The 15,178-nt window shown below is 64.6% G+C and carries 12 protein-coding genes; 6 read left to right on the forward strand and 6 right to left on the reverse strand.

Annotated elements, in window-relative coordinates:
- The first annotated feature begins 12 nt into the window (after nucleotides 1–12).
- From ACZ5WT_RS04520 to pyc, 3 genes are all read left to right on the forward strand, one after another.
- Nucleotides 13–1,557 carry a putative bifunctional diguanylate cyclase/phosphodiesterase gene (locus ACZ5WT_RS04520; protein ID WP_464286195.1) on the forward strand — a complete coding sequence of 515 codons (1,545 nt, stop codon included), beginning with the start codon at nucleotides 13–15 and terminating at the stop codon, nucleotides 1,555–1,557.
- Nucleotides 1,558–1,660: 103 nt separating this feature from the next.
- Nucleotides 1,661–2,077 carry a protein tyrosine phosphatase family protein gene (locus ACZ5WT_RS04525; protein WP_464286196.1) on the forward strand — a complete coding sequence of 139 codons (417 nt, stop codon included), beginning with the start codon at nucleotides 1,661–1,663 and terminating at the stop codon, nucleotides 2,075–2,077.
- Nucleotides 2,078–2,176: 99 nt separating this feature from the next.
- Entirely contained in the window at nucleotides 2,177–5,617 is a 3,441-nt protein-coding gene (pyc, locus tag ACZ5WT_RS04530) for a pyruvate carboxylase (protein ID WP_464286197.1), read from the forward strand.
- Nucleotides 5,618–5,675: 58 nt separating this feature from the next.
- On the opposite strand, the gene ACZ5WT_RS04535 is transcribed toward pyc, so the two are convergent.
- Complete coding sequence (locus ACZ5WT_RS04535; RefSeq protein ID WP_464286198.1) at nucleotides 5,676–5,978, reverse strand: YkvA family protein; 303 nt, start codon at nucleotides 5,976–5,978, stop codon at nucleotides 5,676–5,678.
- A gap of 128 nt (nucleotides 5,979–6,106) precedes the next feature.
- Here ACZ5WT_RS04535 and ACZ5WT_RS04540 point away from each other — a divergent pair, with 128 nt between their 5' ends.
- Nucleotides 6,107–6,469, forward strand: a complete 363-nt coding sequence (locus ACZ5WT_RS04540) for a hypothetical protein (RefSeq protein WP_464286199.1) — start codon at nucleotides 6,107–6,109, stop codon at nucleotides 6,467–6,469.
- On the opposite strand, the gene ACZ5WT_RS04545 is transcribed toward ACZ5WT_RS04540, so the two are convergent.
- Nucleotides 6,466–6,675: a DUF4287 domain-containing protein gene (locus ACZ5WT_RS04545; protein WP_464286200.1), complete on the reverse strand. Its 210-nt coding sequence runs from the start codon at nucleotides 6,673–6,675 to the stop codon at nucleotides 6,466–6,468. The genes ACZ5WT_RS04540 and ACZ5WT_RS04545 overlap by 4 nt on opposite strands.
- Before the next feature lie 127 nt (nucleotides 6,676–6,802).
- On the opposite strand from ACZ5WT_RS04545, the gene ispG reads away from it, so the two are divergent.
- Nucleotides 6,803–8,044, forward strand: a complete 1,242-nt coding sequence (ispG, locus tag ACZ5WT_RS04550; RefSeq protein WP_464286201.1) for a flavodoxin-dependent (E)-4-hydroxy-3-methylbut-2-enyl-diphosphate synthase — start codon at nucleotides 6,803–6,805, stop codon at nucleotides 8,042–8,044.
- Between the two features lie 148 nt (nucleotides 8,045–8,192).
- Here the strand turns inward: ispG and ACZ5WT_RS04555 are convergent, their stop codons facing one another.
- On the reverse strand, nucleotides 8,193–8,624 hold the full coding sequence (locus ACZ5WT_RS04555; RefSeq protein WP_464286202.1) for a PACE efflux transporter: 432 nt from the start codon (nucleotides 8,622–8,624) through the stop codon (nucleotides 8,193–8,195).
- A gap of 180 nt (nucleotides 8,625–8,804) precedes the next feature.
- Nucleotides 8,805–9,407: a glutathione binding-like protein gene (locus tag ACZ5WT_RS04560; protein ID WP_464286203.1), complete on the reverse strand. Its 603-nt coding sequence runs from the start codon at nucleotides 9,405–9,407 to the stop codon at nucleotides 8,805–8,807.
- A gap of 166 nt (nucleotides 9,408–9,573) precedes the next feature.
- On the opposite strand from ACZ5WT_RS04560, the gene ACZ5WT_RS04565 reads away from it, so the two are divergent.
- Entirely contained in the window at nucleotides 9,574–10,713 is a 1,140-nt protein-coding gene (locus ACZ5WT_RS04565) for a THUMP domain-containing class I SAM-dependent RNA methyltransferase (RefSeq protein WP_464286204.1), read from the forward strand.
- Between the two features lie 5 nt (nucleotides 10,714–10,718).
- Here the strand turns inward: ACZ5WT_RS04565 and ACZ5WT_RS04570 are convergent, their stop codons facing one another.
- Entirely contained in the window at nucleotides 10,719–12,788 is a 2,070-nt protein-coding gene (locus ACZ5WT_RS04570) for a methyl-accepting chemotaxis protein (RefSeq protein WP_464286205.1), read from the reverse strand.
- 229 nt (nucleotides 12,789–13,017) lie between these two features.
- Nucleotides 13,018–15,072: a methyl-accepting chemotaxis protein gene (locus ACZ5WT_RS04575; protein ID WP_464286206.1), complete on the reverse strand. Its 2,055-nt coding sequence runs from the start codon at nucleotides 15,070–15,072 to the stop codon at nucleotides 13,018–13,020.
- Nucleotides 15,073–15,178: the final 106 nt, after the last annotated feature.

Genomic DNA, 15,178 nt, shown 5'->3' on the forward strand with positions numbered 1-15,178 from the left:
CGGCGGGCGCGCATGTCTCTCCATCCAACTTTCTACAAGATCGACGAGAGCTACCTGATGCTGCGCCTGGTGCTGGGCGGGCTGGGCCTGGCGCTTTTGGGCCTGTGCGGGCTGGCCGTGCGGCTCAACGGCGACGCCAATCCCGCGCTGGGAGCCCTGCTCTGGGTGATGGGCGGGCTGGCGCTGGTCGCGCCGGTGGCGATTTTGGTCGCCCACCGCATGGTACGTTCGCAGGTTGCCGAGGCCGGCGCCGCAGTCGGGGCGAGCCTCGCCTCGGCGCATCGGGATGCCCTGACCGGGGTTTTCACCCGCTCCTATTTCCTCGATGCCATCCGCCGGGATCTCTATCACGGCTCGCGCAAGACGCTGGGCTACATGCAGATCGACATGGACAATCTCAAGGTGCTCAACGACGGCAACGGGCATGGCGCGGGAGACCAGGCGCTGGTGCATCTGGCCCGCACCATGCGGGGCCTGCTGCCCGACGCCATTATCGGCCGGCTGGGCGGGGATGAGTTCGGCATCGCCATTCCCGGGCTCGACAACAAGCGCGCGCTGGGGCGGCTGGGCGACGAATTGCGCGAGCGGCTGGGGCGGCCGGTGCAGATTGCCGGGCGCACGCTGCGCCTTTCGGCCACGATCGGAGTGGCCACGGCCCCGCATGATGCCGGGGACGTCGATGACCTGATCTCCAAAGCGGACCTCGCCCTCTATAGCGGCAAGCGCGCCGGGCGCGGCGCCACCATCGCCTTTGACGAGGACATGCTGGGCGACGAGCGGCACCGGCGCTTTGTCGAGCGCGAATTGCGCGCCGCCATCCTGATGAACGAGCTCGAGCTCTATTATCAGCCGATCTACTCGGCGGATGGGGCCAGCGTGCGCTCGTTCGAGTCGCTGGTGCGCTGGCGGCACAAGGTGCGCGGCATGATCGCGCCGGGCGAATTCGTGCCGGTCGCCGAAATGAGCGACCTGATCGAAAAGCTCGGCGAATGGGTGCTGCGCCGCTGCTCCGCCGACCTTCCGGCCCTGCTGGCGCTGGGAGCAAGGTCCGTCACCATCAACATCTCGCCGGTGCAGTTGCGGCGACAGGATTTTGCCCTGCGCTTCGCCGATATCCTGGCCGAATGCGGGGCCGACCCGACGCGGCTGGTGGTGGAGATCACCGAGACCGCGCCCCTGCTCGATGGCGGCTTCGAGCAGGACAATCTGGGCATGCTGCGCGACATGGGCCTGCGCGTGGCGATCGACGATTTCGGCGCCGGACATGCCAGCCTGCACTATCTGCGCCGCTTTGCCTTTGACGTGATCAAGATCGACCGCAGCTATGTCGCTGGTATCGTCGACAACCGCATCGACGCGATGATCGTGCAGGCCACCTGCGATATCGCCCGCGCCATGCCGGTCGACGTGATTGCCGAAGGCGTGGAGACCCTGGAGCAGATGGCCATCCTGCAGGCGGCGGGCTGCACGGGCCTGCAGGGGTTCCTCCTGGGACGCCCGCAGCCGCTGCATGTGCTGCAGGCTGCACAGGGCCGGACCGAGGCCAGCGCTGCCTGAGGCGACAGCTTCATGACAGCTATCCTTCCGTCGCAGTTGCGTCATGCGGGGAGCGGTGGATATAAGGGGCCCGCAATTGCCACCTGGCAGCGGGAGTAGACACTTGGATTTGAAGCGGATCAACGATCACGTCAGCGTCTCCGGGCAGATCTGGCCAGAGGATGTTACAGCGCTCAAAGCCGCAGGTTTCGTCGCCATCATCAATAACCGGCCGGATGGGGAATCGCCCGACCAGCCGGCCAATGCCGATATCGCCGCGGCTGCCGAAGCTGCCGGGCTGGCCTATCACTTCATTCCGCTCGGCCGCGAAGGGGTTTCCCCCGACATGGTCGAACAGACCAGATCAGTGCTCGAGGGGAGCGCCGGCCCGGTCTTCTGTTTCTGCCGTTCGGGAACGCGCTCGACCACTTTGTGGGCGCTGAGCCAGGCGGGAGAGGTCGACGCGAGCGAAATCATCGCGCAGGCGGCTGATGCCGGCTACGACATGAGCCACCTCGCCGGCCACCTGAGCCGTACCTAATTGAAGTTCTGACGGTTGGGCGGGCAACCGTCCCATTCGTTTTGACTGACCTGAGCCGGGCCGAAGCGCCCCAATCCCTCCTGCTCGGATATGCAATCGATGCCAATCAAGAAAATCCTCGTCGCCAACCGTAGCGAAATCGCCATCCGCGTGTTCCGCGCCGCCAACGAACTGGGGATCAAAACGGTCGCCGCCTTCGCCGAAGAAGACAAACTGGCGCTGCACCGCTTCAAGGCCGACGAAGCCTATCTGATCGGCAAGGGCAAGGGCCCGGTCGAAGCCTATCTGCAGATCGACGAATATATCCGCATTGCGCGCCTCTCCGGCGCCGACGCGATCCATCCCGGCTATGGCCTGCTGTCGGAAAGCCCGGAATTCGTCGATGCCTGCGAAGCGGCGGGACTGATCTTCATCGGGCCACGCGCCCAGACCATGCGCGATCTCGGCAACAAGGTTGCCGCACGCAACATGGCGATCGCCTCCAACGTGCCGGTGGTTCCCGCTACCGACGCGCTGCCCGAAGACCCCAATGAGATCAAGCGCCTGGCCGCCGAGATCGGCTACCCGCTGATGCTCAAGGCCAGCTGGGGCGGCGGCGGGCGCGGCATGCGCCGCATCATGGACGAAAAGTCGCTGCTCTCGGAAGTCAGCGAAGGCAAGCGCGAAGCCAAGGCCGCCTTCGGCAAGGACGAGATGTATCTCGAAAAGCTGGTCGAACGCGCCCGCCACGTCGAGGTGCAGCTGATCGGCGACGATCACGGCAACCTCGTCCATCTTTATGAGCGCGACTGCTCGGTGCAGCGGCGCAACCAGAAGGTGGTGGAGCGTGCTCCCGCCCCCTATCTCGACGACAAGGTGCGTGGGGAACTAACCGACGCCGCCGTGCGGTTGGGCAAGGCCGCCAACTATCGTGGCGCCGGCACGGTCGAGTTCCTGATGGATGCCGACACCGACAAGTTCTACTTCATCGAAGTAAACCCGCGCATCCAGGTGGAGCACACCGTCACCGAAGAAGTGACCGGGATCGACATCGTCAAGGCGCAGATCCATCTGCTCGATGGCGCGGTGATCGGGACGCCAGAATCGGGCGTGCCGACCCAGGAAAACATCCGCCTCAACGGCAATGCCATCCAGTGCCGCGTGACCACCGAGGATCCTGAGCACAATTTCATTCCCGACTATGGCCGCATCACCGCATATCGCGGTGCGACCGGCTTCGGCGTGCGCCTCGACGGCGGCACCGCCTATTCGGGCGCGGTGATCACAAGGTTCTACGATCCGCTGCTGGAAAAGGTGACCTGCTGGGCGCCGACGGCCGAGGAAGCCATTGCCCGCATGGACCGCGCGCTGCGCGAATTCCGTATCCGCGGCGTCGCTACCAACCTGGCGTTCCTTGAGAACATCATCACCCACCCCGATTTCATCGAGAACCGCTACACGACGCGCTTCATCGACACGACGCCTGAGCTGTTCAACTTCAAGCCGCGCAAGGACCGCGCGACCAAGCTGTTGAGCTACATTGCCGACGTGACGGTCAACGGGCATCCCGAAGTGCGCGACCGCCCGCGCCCGCCCGCCGAAGCCGCGGCGCCGGTCGTACCGGAATTCCCCCAGCTCTATGCGGTGGAAGGCAGCCGGCAGATCCTCGACCAGCAGGGCCCCAAGGCGCTGGCCGAATGGATGAAGAACCAGACCCGCGTGCTGTTTACCGACACGACGATGCGCGACGCGCACCAGTCGCTGCTGGCCACCCGCATGCGCAGCTTCGACATTACCCGCATTGCCGAAGCCTATTCGCGCGGCCTGCCGAACCTCTTCAGCCTTGAATGCTGGGGCGGCGCGACCTTTGACGTCTCCATGCGCTTCCTCAACGAGGACCCGTGGGAGCGCCTGGCCCAGGTGCGCGAGGGCGCGCCCAATATCCTGACCCAGATGCTGCTGCGCGGCTCCAACGGCGTCGGCTACACCAATTACGCGGACAATGTGGTCAAGTTCTTCGTCCGCCAGGCGGCCAAGGGCGGCGTCGACATCTTCCGCGTCTTCGATTGCCTCAACTGGGTCGAGAACATGCGCGTCAGCCTCGACGCGGTGATCGAAGAGGGCAAGGTTGCCGAAGGCGTCATCTGCTATACCGGCGATCTCTTCGATCCCGAGCGCGCCAAGTATGACCTGAAATACTATGTGTCGCTGGCCAAGGAACTCGAAGCCGCCGGCGCCCACGTGCTGGGCCTCAAGGACATGGCCGGGCTGCTCAAGCCCGCCGCCGCCAAGAAGCTGATCACCACGCTCAAGCAGGAAGTGGGCCTGCCCATTCACCTGCATACCCACGACACGTCGGGCGCGGCTTCAGCCACGGTGCTGGCCGCCGTGGAAGCCGGTGTCGATGCGGTGGATGCAGCCATGGACGCCCTCAGCGGTACGACCAGCCAGCCCACGCTGGGTTCCATTGTCGCGGCATTGGCCGGCGGCGAGCGCGACCCCAAGCTCGACGCCAAGGCGATCCGCCAGATCTCGTTCTACTGGGAAGCCGTGCGCACGCAGTACCGGGCCTTTGAGAGCGATCTCAAGGGCGGCGCTTCAGAAGTCTATCTGCACGAAATGCCGGGCGGCCAGTTCACCAATCTCAAGGAACAGGCCCGCTCGCTGGGTCTGGAAACCCGCTGGCACGAGGTCGCCCAGACCTATGCCGACGTCAACCAGATGTTCGGCGATATCGTTAAGGTCACGCCCAGCTCCAAGGTGGTCGGCGACATGGCTTTGGCCATGGTCTCGGCCGGGCTGACGCGCGCCGATGTGGAAGACCCCAAGCGCGACATCGCCTTCCCCGATTCCGTCGTCGGCTTCTTTGCCGGTGATCTCGGCCAGCCGCCGGGTGGCTTCCCCGAAGCGCTGCAGAAGAAGGTGCTCAAGGGCAAGGCCCCGCTGACCGAGCGTCCGGGTTCGTATCTGAAAGATGTCGATCTCGAAGCCGAGCGCACGAAGATCGCGGGCGAAGTGGGCCATGAAATCGACGATTTCCGCCTCGCCTCGTATCTGATGTATCCCAAGGTCTTCGCCGATTTCGAAAAGACCCAGGATCGTTATGGCCCGACGGCCGTGCTGCCGACCCCGGTCTATTTCTATGGCCTGGAAGAGGGCGACGAGCTGTTCGTCGACATCGAAAAGGGCAAAACGCTGGTGCTGACCTATCTCGGCCGCGCCCCGACCAACGAAAAGGGCGAAGTGCGCGTGTTCTTCGACCTCAATGGTCAGCCGCGTACCATCGTGGTCCCTGATCGGTTGAAGGCCGGTGAGGTCAAGGTGCGCGCCAAGGCCGTGCCGGGCGATGCCAAGCAGGTCGGCGCCCCGATGCCGGGCGTGATCTCGACGCTGGCCGTCAAGCAGGGCCAGTCGGTGACCGCCGGCGACGTGCTGTGCTCGATTGAAGCGATGAAGATGGAAACCGCCATCCATGCCGAAGTAGACGGGGTGATCGCCGAGCTGCTGATCAAGCCGGGCGACCAGATCGACGCCAAGGACCTGCTGGTGCGGTTCGAGTAAACAACAAAGGCCCGGAGCGATCCGGGCCTTTTTGTTTTGGGCGCCTGGCGGCGGGCAATTACATCCGGCGGGCGCGGCCGTCGATGGTGCGGTCGTTGCGCTCGCGCATGTCGGCGCGCACCGGAACCGGCAGCCGGCTGACGATCCAGCTGACCATCAGGGGGATCAGGATCAGGTCATCGACCCAGCCGATCACCGGCAGGACATCGGGAATGATGTCGAACGGATTGACCAGGTAGAAGGCCGTGAACAGCGTTGCCGCCTTGAGAAAGAACGGGGTCTCGGGCGCGAAGAAGGCCTTCCAGAGCTGGACGACTTCTTTGCGGAAGAGGACGAGGCGAGGGAGGAGCATCTTGAACATGGCTCTTACGTAGGGCGATTGGGGGCGGGTTCAAGAGGTTGGGGCACGCTTGCCGCCTCGAAAATACGTCTTCGTTCTTGCTCAAATCCAGACGACGATCTTGTGCAACCAGAAGAAAGGATTCGCGCATGACGTCCGAACCAATGTTCGCAGAGCCGCTGAAGTCTCACATCGAACTGGGCCGCAATCTCGTGGTGCTCATGGGCCTGTGGGCCCTGCTGTCGGCCGGGTGGGGCTTTGTGCCGGACTTCGTGCCCTACTGGCTCAAGGTCGCCGCGCTCGGCTCGTTTGCGGTATTCCTGACCTGGCTGACGTTCGGACTGCTCTTCGCCGCGCACAAGCCCTTCTATAGCTGGGTCGAACTGTGCTTCAGCCAGCAGTCGATGCGCCGCAAGGCGGCGGCCATCGCCGGGATCATGGTCTTCTGGCTCGCCGTGTTTGGTGCCTGCCTGCTGGTGGTCGGCGCGATCTTCCTGGGTTTGGCCGTTTAACTCAGCCCGCCGCGCTCGCGCAGCAGTTTGACGATGGCCATGGCGTGGCCGTGGCCCAGGCCATAATCGGCCTTCAGCCAATCGGTGATCGGGGTGGCCTTGGTGCCGGGCCTGGTAAATCCCTTTTCGGTGGCGAGGCGGATGAATTCGTCAGGGCTGACGCCCGTATTGGTCTCAATATTGTCGAGATAGGCCTGGAAAGACATCTTTGGGCGCTCCGCTGGGGTTTCTCTGCCACGACGAACGCGATTGTGTGCGTTCGACATCGGAGTGAAACATTGCTTCGTTAGCGGGAGAAGCTTATCTCTGCGGCAAGATAATTCGAGGTGTTTCATGGCTGGGCCGCTCGCGCGCAGGCAATCGGTGGGTGTCAATGTCGGGGGCGTGATGGTCGGGGGCGGCGCGCCCGTCGTCGTCCAGTCGATGACCAATACCGATACCGCTGATATCGACGCCACGGTGCGCCAGGTGATGCAACTGGCCCGGGCCGGCTCGGAAATCGTGCGCATCACGGTGGATCGCGACGAGAGCGCCGCCGCCGTGCCGATCATCCGCGATCGCCTGGCGGTTTTGGGCTATGACGTGCCGCTGGTCGGCGACTTCCACTATATCGGCCACAAGCTGCTGACCGACCACCCGGCCTGTGCCGAGGCGCTGGCGAAATATCGCATCAATCCGGGCAATGTGGGCTTCAAGGCCAAGCGCGACACGCAGTTTTCGACGCTGATCGACATTGCCAACCGTCACAACAAGCCGGTGCGCATCGGGGTGAACTGGGGTTCGCTCGACGAGGAACTGCTCACCCGGCTGATGGACGAGAATGCCGCCTCCCCCACCCCGATTTCGGCGGCGGCGGTGCAGCGCGAGGCGATCATCCAGTCGGCGCTGCTGAGCGCCGCCCGCGCCGAGGAGCTGGGCATGGGGCGCGACCGCATCATCCTCTCGACCAAGGTGTCCGATGTGCAGCACCTGATCGCTGTCTATCAGGACCTGGCGGCGCGCTGCGATTATGCGCTGCATCTGGGCCTGACCGAGGCGGGCATGGGCACCAAGGGCGTCGTCGCCTCGTCGGCCGCCCTGGGCATTCTGATGCAGCAGGGCATTGGCGACACGATCCGCATTTCCCTTACCCCCGAGCCGGGCGGCGATCGCACCACCGAGGTCAAGGTGGCGCAGGAATTGCTGCAGACCATGGGCTTCCGCCAGTTCCTGCCGGTGGTGGCGGCCTGCCCCGGCTGTGGTCGCACCACGTCCGACACGTTCCAGCACCTGGCCAAGGATATCCAGGACCACCTCAACATCTCGATGCCGGAATGGCGCGAGCGCTATCCGGGCGTCGAGACGCTGTCGGTGGCCGTGATGGGCTGCATCGTCAACGGCCCCGGCGAAAGCAAGCATGCCAATATCGGCATTTCGCTGCCGGGCACGGGTGAAACGCCGGCTGCCCCGGTTTTTGTCGATGGGCAGAAAGTGGCGACCCTGCGCGGGGCCGACGTGGCCGACCAGTTCAAGGTGATGGTCGCCGACTATATCGAGCGCAAGTTCGGCACCGGCCAGAAGTCGGCGGCGGAATGAACGAGCCGCGCAGTCTCCTGCAGGTGCTATGGGGCAGTTGGCGGCGCTGGGCCTATATCGGCGCGCTCGTCGTGGTGCTGCTGACGCTCAAATCGATGGGCTATCTGGAATAGAAAAAGGGGCGCATCGCGCCCCTTTTGTTGCCCGGTCAGGCCTTGGCTTCCTGCCACTCTGGCAGAGGGAAGACACGGTCATAGGCCCAGTTGAAGACGAAGGCATAGGCCATGTAGAAGGCGGCCAGCGCCATATCCATGACCAGCGCCTGCAACAGCGAAATCTGCAGATACCAGGCGACGGCCGGCAGCATGAGCAGCAAGAGGCCCAGCTCAAACATCAACGCGTGGATGACACGGACGGCCAGCGTCTTCTGCGTCCCGGCATTGCGGCGCACCATCAGGTGGTCGAAGCCGAGATTGTAGACATAGTTCCACAGCATGGCGATCGTGGCGCCCGCCACGACCAGCACGAGCGAATCCTCGCCCGGCAGGTGGAAGGCAAAAGCGGCCAGCGGCGCGGCGAGCGCGACACCGATCACTTCAAAACTGATGGCATGGCGAATACGGTCAGCGGTGGTCCGCATGGTGTTCCCCTTTGGTCTTCGGGTCGTCCCGAAAGATCAACCCCGGAGGGGGAGGTCGTCCTCGCTTGCGCCGGGATATAGGTCCGGCCGGTTTCCCGGGCAAGGCGAGCGGGGGCATGTCCGATATTTGCCCGGTGCAGGGCAGAAAAAAGGGGCGCCGGGCGCCCCTTTCGCTTTGGCTTACATCAGGCCTTCGGCCTTGAGCGCAACCAGGGTTGCCGGGCGGGCGCCGACGGCAGCCATCAGCGCGCTGATGCGCGGGAACTGGGTGAGGTCGATCGTCTGGCGGCTCCAGTTGATGACGGTGAAGGCATAGGCGTCGGCCTGGGTGTAGTCGTCGCCCAGGATGAACTTGCCCTCGGCCGGGATCATGGCTTCCAGCTGGGTCAGGCGGCGGGTGATTTCGGCCACGGCAGCGGTGCGGCCGGCTTCATCGAGGGCCGGGTTGAACAGCGCGCCGGAGGCCTTGTGCAGGTCGCCGACAAAGCCCAGGGCTTCCTGCAAGCGTGCGCGCTCAATGGTGCCTGCGGCCGGCTTGAACGCGTCATTGGCGGAATGGTCGCCGATATACTGCAGGATGGCCGGCCCCTGGGTCAGCACGTTGCCTTCGGAAATCTGCAGGGCCGGAACGGCACCGCGCGGATTGATCGCGAAATAGTCTGCGCCCGATGCAGTCTTCTTGGCGCGCAGGTCGACGGCCTCGATTTCGTAGGGCTTGCCGATTTCGGCGAGCACGATGTGGGAGGCAAGCGAGCAGGCGCCCGGGGCGTAAAAGAGCTTCATAGTAAACCTAACTTGGACAGTAGCTTTATCGCTGCGCCAGTAAGTAAGTTACCGAAGGGAACTACGCCAGCACGACATTGGGGATGGCGGCATTTTGTCCCGCCCGGCATAGCCGTGGGGGACGTCGCGTGGTAACGCGGGGGCCACACCCACAAACCGGCGCGCCATGATCTCCTCCGAGCCCTTTGAAATTTTTCTTGTCGCCACGCCCGGACTGGAGGCGCCGCTGCTAGCCGAGGCGCTGGAAGTCGGCTTTGCCGAGGCCAAGGTGGTTGCCGGCGGTGTGGCCTTCATGGGCCAGTGGGACGATGTGTGGCGGGCGAACCTCGAACTGCGCGGCGCCACGCGCGTGCTGGCGCGGATCGGGGAATTCCGGGCGCTGCATCTGGCCCAGCTCGACAAGCGCGCCCGCAAGCTCGATTGGGCTTCGGTGCTGCGCAGCGACGTGCCGGTCAAAGTCGAGGCGGCGTGCAAGCGCAGCCGCATCTATCATGCCGGAGCGGCGGCACAGCGTGTGGCGACGGCGATTGCCGAGGAACTGGGCGCGCCGGTCGCCGAGGACGCCACGGTCCGCATCATGGTGCGGATCGAGGACGACCTGGTAACGGTCAGCGTGGATACGACCGGGGAATCCCTGCACAAGCGCGGCTTCAAGGAAGCGGTCAACCGCGCGCCGATGCGCGAGACCATGGCGGCAATGTTTCTGCGCCAATGCGGCTTTGATGGCAGCGAGCCGGTGCTCGACCCGATGTGCGGCTCGGGCACGTTTCCGATCGAGGCGGCAGAAATCGCGCTGGGGCTGAAGCCCGGCCGCGAACGCAGCTTCGCCTTTGAGCAGCTGGTGGGCTTCATGCCCAAGCGCTGGGCAATGATGCGCACGGAGACAGCGGAGACCGAGGCGCGGACCGTCGACATCACGTTCCATGGCAGCGACCGCGATCCTGGCGCGATCCGCATGAGCCGTGAAAACGCCGAACGGGCGGGCGTTGCCGCGCTTACCGAGTTCAGCGAACAGCTGGTGGAAAACCTGACCCCGCCCGAGGGACCGGCAGGGCTCGTCATCATCAACCCGCCCTATGGCGCACGCATCGGCAACAAGGCGCCGCTGATGACGCTTTATCGGGCGCTTGGCGCGGTGCTCAAGGAGCGGTTTGTCGGCTGGCGCGTGGGCATCATCACCACCGACCCGCAGCTGGCCAAGGCCACCGGACTTCCTTTCGACAAGCCCGGCGCGCCGGTGCTGCATGGCGGATTGCGGGTGACGCTGTATCAGACGCGGGCGCTACCGAACCGGCGCGCCCGCTGAAGGCGCTAGAACTCGGCCCAATCCTTGTCGACCGCGGCATTGCCCTGCGACAGGTAGGAGCGCGCAGCGGTACGGACCCGGCCGACCGCGGCGCGGGCTGACGCGGCAACGCGAGGCGCATGGGTATCTTCGCGGGCGTCGATGGTGAAGATGTCGACCACACGGTCGAGCTCGCTGGCCTGCGCCTCGGTCTGCTCGATGGCCGCATTGGTCTCTTCGACCAGCGCCGCATTGTGCTGGGTCATCTCGTCCATGGTGCGAACGGCAACCGACACTTCATCGATGGCAGATGCCTGTTCGCGACTGGCCTGGGCGATGGACTGCATCAGGCTGGCATTCTCTTCCACCGCGCCCTGCATCGCCGCCAGCTGATCGACCGCGTTCGACACCAGGCGCGAGCCGCCCTTGACCTCGGTGGCGCTCTGCTCGACCAGCACCTTGACGTCGGCCGAGGCACTGGCCGCCGACTGGGCGAGACGGCGCACTTCGACGGCCACCACCGCAAAGCCCTTGCCGGCATCCCCTGCCCGCGCCGCTTCCACCGACGCGTTCAGCGCCAGCAGGTTGGTCTGGAAGGCGATGTCGTCAATCATGCCGATGATGTTGGAGATCTTGGCGGAGCTGGCGGTGATCCGCTCCATGGCCGCATTGGCCTCGCCCATGGTGACCCCGCTCTGAGCGGCGCTCCTGGACACAGTCTGGGCCTTGCCGTCGGCGTCGGCTGCCATGCGGGCATTGTCGGCCACGGTCTGGGCCAGCTGTTCCATGGCCGCCGAGGTTTCCTCGATGGTCGCGGCCTGCTTGGTAGTGCGTTCGGAGAGGTCGTTGGCGCCCGACAGCAGTTCGCCCGTCGCCGTCTTGAGGGCGCGCGAGGTGGACCGCAGCTGGGTCACCACCTCGGTCAGCTTGTCGGCCACCGCATTGGTGTCGGCCTTGAGCTTGGCAAACGAGCCCTGATAATCGCCCGTCATGCGGCTGGTGAGGTTGGTATCGGCCAAAGCCGCCAGGACGGTGCCGGTTTCGGAGACGCCGCGATCGACGGTCTCGACCAGGTTGTTGACGCTGCCGGCGAGCGAATTGAGCTCCGCATCGGGGAACTGGGCATGGACGCGCTTGGTGAAGTCGCCGGCAATCGCCGCATCCACCACTTCGCCAAATGCCGCCTGCAGCGCCACCATCATGTCGGTGCGCTCGATGCGGCGGCGCTGGGACGCGGCACGCTCTTCCTCGGTCATCTGGCTCATCTTGAGACCGTTCTGGCGGAACACTTCGACGGCCCGCGCCATGTCGCCCAATTCGTTGCCGCGATCGAGATAGGCCACGCTGGCATCATAGTCGCCATCGGCCACGACCTTCATGGTCTGGGCGAGGCGCGGCACGGCACCCATCATCAGGCGCGACAGAAAGTAGCCGACCACGCCAAGGATGGCGACGCTTACCGCGCCCACCACGGCCAGGATCGACAGAGTCTGCAGGATCCCGGCCTCGAGCGTGGCCTTGTCGGTGCCGATATAGAGCACGCCCACGACGCCGCCCTCCTGGTCGACGATCGGCTGATAGGCCGAATAGTAGTCGACGCCGTCGACGGTGGTTTCCCCGATATGGGGCTGGCCCGCCATGACGACGGCATAGGCCGGATCGCTGGACGGGAATGGCACACCGATGCTGCGGCCGCCTTCGGCATTGAGCAGCGTGCTGGTCAGCGACAGCATGGGCTCGCCGGGCTTCTCGGCACCGAACAGCGCTGCGGTTTCCCCGGTCAGGCGGACCACGGAATCGATGAGGTCGTGATTGACGAAGAGGCGCGGCATCGCCCAGGTCTTGATGGCGTCGATCTCACCGCTCTCGGCCCAGGTCACCTGCGCGCCCGGCATGTCGCCACCCACGATGGTCGCGGCGGTGCGCAGGTCGCGCTCCAGTTGTGCCATGGCATTGTCGCGCGTCGTGGCGTTGAGGTTGACGTAAGTCGCCGCCGTAACCGCGATGATCGACACAATGATTGCCGACATGACCAGCATCGAGATCATCGTCGTCAGCTTGATATTTCCGATGATCCGCGTCGCGCGCTTCAGCATCCGTCTTCCCCCCAAAGGCTCCCCCACAGGTCCGGCTTGCGCCGGCCCGCGTCTATTTCACCGCGAAGTTACCAGCGGGGCTTAAGCGAATGTTTAACGCGCAAAACCGAGGGCGGCATTTTCCCTTTCGATTTCAGATAGATGCATCGCAGATCCCTGCCCCCGCAGACAAAAACCCCCGCCACGCAAGGGCGTGACGGGGTGCAAGATGCATTCATTAATGACGATGCTAGAATTCGTTCCACTCTTCGGCGATGGCGGCATTGCCATGGCTGGAGTGGCGACGCGCCGGGCGCTGCGGCACGCCGGCATGGCGGCCGGCCATCACGCCGCGCTGCGGCAGGTCTTCGGCATCGAGCCGGAACACATCGACGATGCGGTCGAGTTCGCCCGCCTGGGCTTCGGTCTGTTCGATCGCCGCATTGGTTTGTTCCACCAGCGCCGCGTTGTGCTGGGTCATCTCGTCCATGGTGCGGACGGCGGTGGTGACCTCCTCGATCGCCGACGCCTGTTCGCGGCTGTCATTGGCGATGGATTCGAGCAGGCCGTTATTACCACGGGCCGCTTCGAGCATGACCTTGAGCTTGCCGGCGGCATCGCCGACCAGCTTGGAGCCGGTGCTGACTTCGCCAGCCGACTGCTCGATCAGCACTTTGACCTCGCTGGAGGCCTGCGCCGCCGACTGGGCGAGGCGCCGCACTTCGACCGCCACCACGGCAAAACCCTTGCCGGCATCCCCGGCGCGAGCGGCTTCCACCGAGGCGTTCAGCGCCAGCAGGTTGGTCTGGAAGGCGATGTCGTCGATCATGCCGATAATGTTGGAGATCTTGGCCGAGGAATGGGTAATGCGCTCCATGGCCGAAGTGGCCGCATCCATCACCTGCCCGCCTTCTTCGGCGGTGCGGGTGACCTGCGCGGCATTGGCGCTGGCTTCGCGGGCGCGATCGGCATTCTTGAGGACGGTGCCGGCCAGCTGTTCCATGGCCGCCAAGGTTTCCTCGATGGTCGCGGCCTGCTTGGTGGTGCGTTCGGAGAGGTCATTGGCGCCCGAGAGGATTTCTCCCGTCGCGGTCTTGAGCGACCCCGAAGTGTGGCGCAGCTGCCCGACCACATCGGTCAGCTTGTCGGCCACCGCGTTGATGTCACTCTTGAGCGTGGCAAAGGCCCCCTCATAGTCCCCTTCCATGCGCTCGGTGAGATCGGTATCGGCCAGAGCGCCCAGCACATGGGCGATCTCGGAGACACCGCGATTGAAGGTGCTGACGAGGTTATTGATGCTGGAGGCCAGGCCATTGAGTTCGGGATCGGGGAACTCGACGGTCACCTGGCGGGTGAAGTCGCCGGCCACGGCGGCATCCACCACCGCGCCGAAGGCGGTCTGCAGCTCGCTCATCATGCGGCGGCGCTTGTTCTGGTCGGCAACGATGCGCGCGGCCTCGGCCTCGGTCATCTGGCTGACGCGCAGCCCGTTCTGGCGGAAAACTTCCACCGCGCGGGCCATGCCGCCCACTTCATTGCCGAGCTCGGTATAGGGCACCTCGGTGTCGTAATTGCCTTCGGCAATCCCTTCCATCGAGTTGGCCAGGCGCGGGATCGGCTTGGTGATGAGATTGGACAGCACGAAGCCGACAAGGCCCAGCCCCACCGTCACCAGCCCGCCCACCATCAGGATCAGGCCCAGCACGTCATTGGCCGAGGCCTCGACGCTGGCCATGGTGGTGCCGACGAAAATGGCGCCCATGACTTCGCCGCTCATCTTCTCGATCGGCTGCAGGGCGCCAAAATACTCAACGCCATTGATCATCATCTTGCCGTTATAGCCTTCGCTGGCCATGATCGTGGCATAGGCGGGGCTCGATGCGTCGAGCACCATGTCGGCCAGCCGGGTGCCATCAGCCGCTTCAAGGCTGGTGGTCTTGCTGACAAACTTCTGCGTCGCGCCGTCCAGCACATAGATCGAGGCTTGCTGCTTGGTGACGCGGGTCACCGAGTCGATGATTTCGGTGTCGTAGAACGGGGGAACCGCCCAGCTCTGGAACGCCTCCATCTTGCCGCCCTCGCCCCATTGCAGCACGGAGCCGGAAATGCGGCGTTCAAGGATCGTCGCAGCGACCGCCAGATTGGTCTCCTGCTGCGCCTCGCTGTCGGTGACCGACTGGCTGTGCAGCGCCATGTAGATGGCACCCGAAACGGCGGAAATGGAACCGATAATGGCGACCAGAACCAGAACGGCGATTGTCGTCGTCATTCTGACATTGCCGAGACCGGCAAGTAGTTTGCGCATGTGATGTTTCCCCCCGGAGCATCCGGACGCTGGCGACACCTGTCACACACACCCGGCAAATCAATTGATCCGGAAAACTACGGGATACCCGTTAATCTAATGTTGT

Source organism: Devosia sp. T2-14, assembly GCF_055397495.1.

Coding starts and splice junctions, on each gene's coding strand:
- ACZ5WT_RS04520 (WP_464286195.1), top strand. CDS start 13: ATGTCTCTCCATCCAACTTTCTACAAGATCGACGAGAGCTACCTGATG.
- pyc (WP_464286197.1), top strand. CDS start 2,177: ATGCCAATCAAGAAAATCCTCGTCGCCAACCGTAGCGAAATCGCCATC.
- ACZ5WT_RS04535 (WP_464286198.1), bottom strand. CDS start 5,978: ATGTTCAAGATGCTCCTCCCTCGCCTCGTCCTCTTCCGCAAAGAAGTC.
- ACZ5WT_RS04540 (WP_464286199.1), top strand. CDS start 6,107: ATGACGTCCGAACCAATGTTCGCAGAGCCGCTGAAGTCTCACATCGAA.
- ACZ5WT_RS04545 (WP_464286200.1), bottom strand. CDS start 6,675: ATGTCTTTCCAGGCCTATCTCGACAATATTGAGACCAATACGGGCGTC.
- ispG (WP_464286201.1), top strand. CDS start 6,803: ATGGCTGGGCCGCTCGCGCGCAGGCAATCGGTGGGTGTCAATGTCGGG.
- ACZ5WT_RS04555 (WP_464286202.1), bottom strand. CDS start 8,624: ATGCGGACCACCGCTGACCGTATTCGCCATGCCATCAGTTTTGAAGTG.
- ACZ5WT_RS04560 (WP_464286203.1), bottom strand. CDS start 9,407: ATGAAGCTCTTTTACGCCCCGGGCGCCTGCTCGCTTGCCTCCCACATC.
- ACZ5WT_RS04565 (WP_464286204.1), top strand. CDS start 9,574: ATGATCTCCTCCGAGCCCTTTGAAATTTTTCTTGTCGCCACGCCCGGA.
- ACZ5WT_RS04570 (WP_464286205.1), bottom strand. CDS start 12,788: ATGCTGAAGCGCGCGACGCGGATCATCGGAAATATCAAGCTGACGACG.
- ACZ5WT_RS04575 (WP_464286206.1), bottom strand. CDS start 15,072: ATGCGCAAACTACTTGCCGGTCTCGGCAATGTCAGAATGACGACGACA.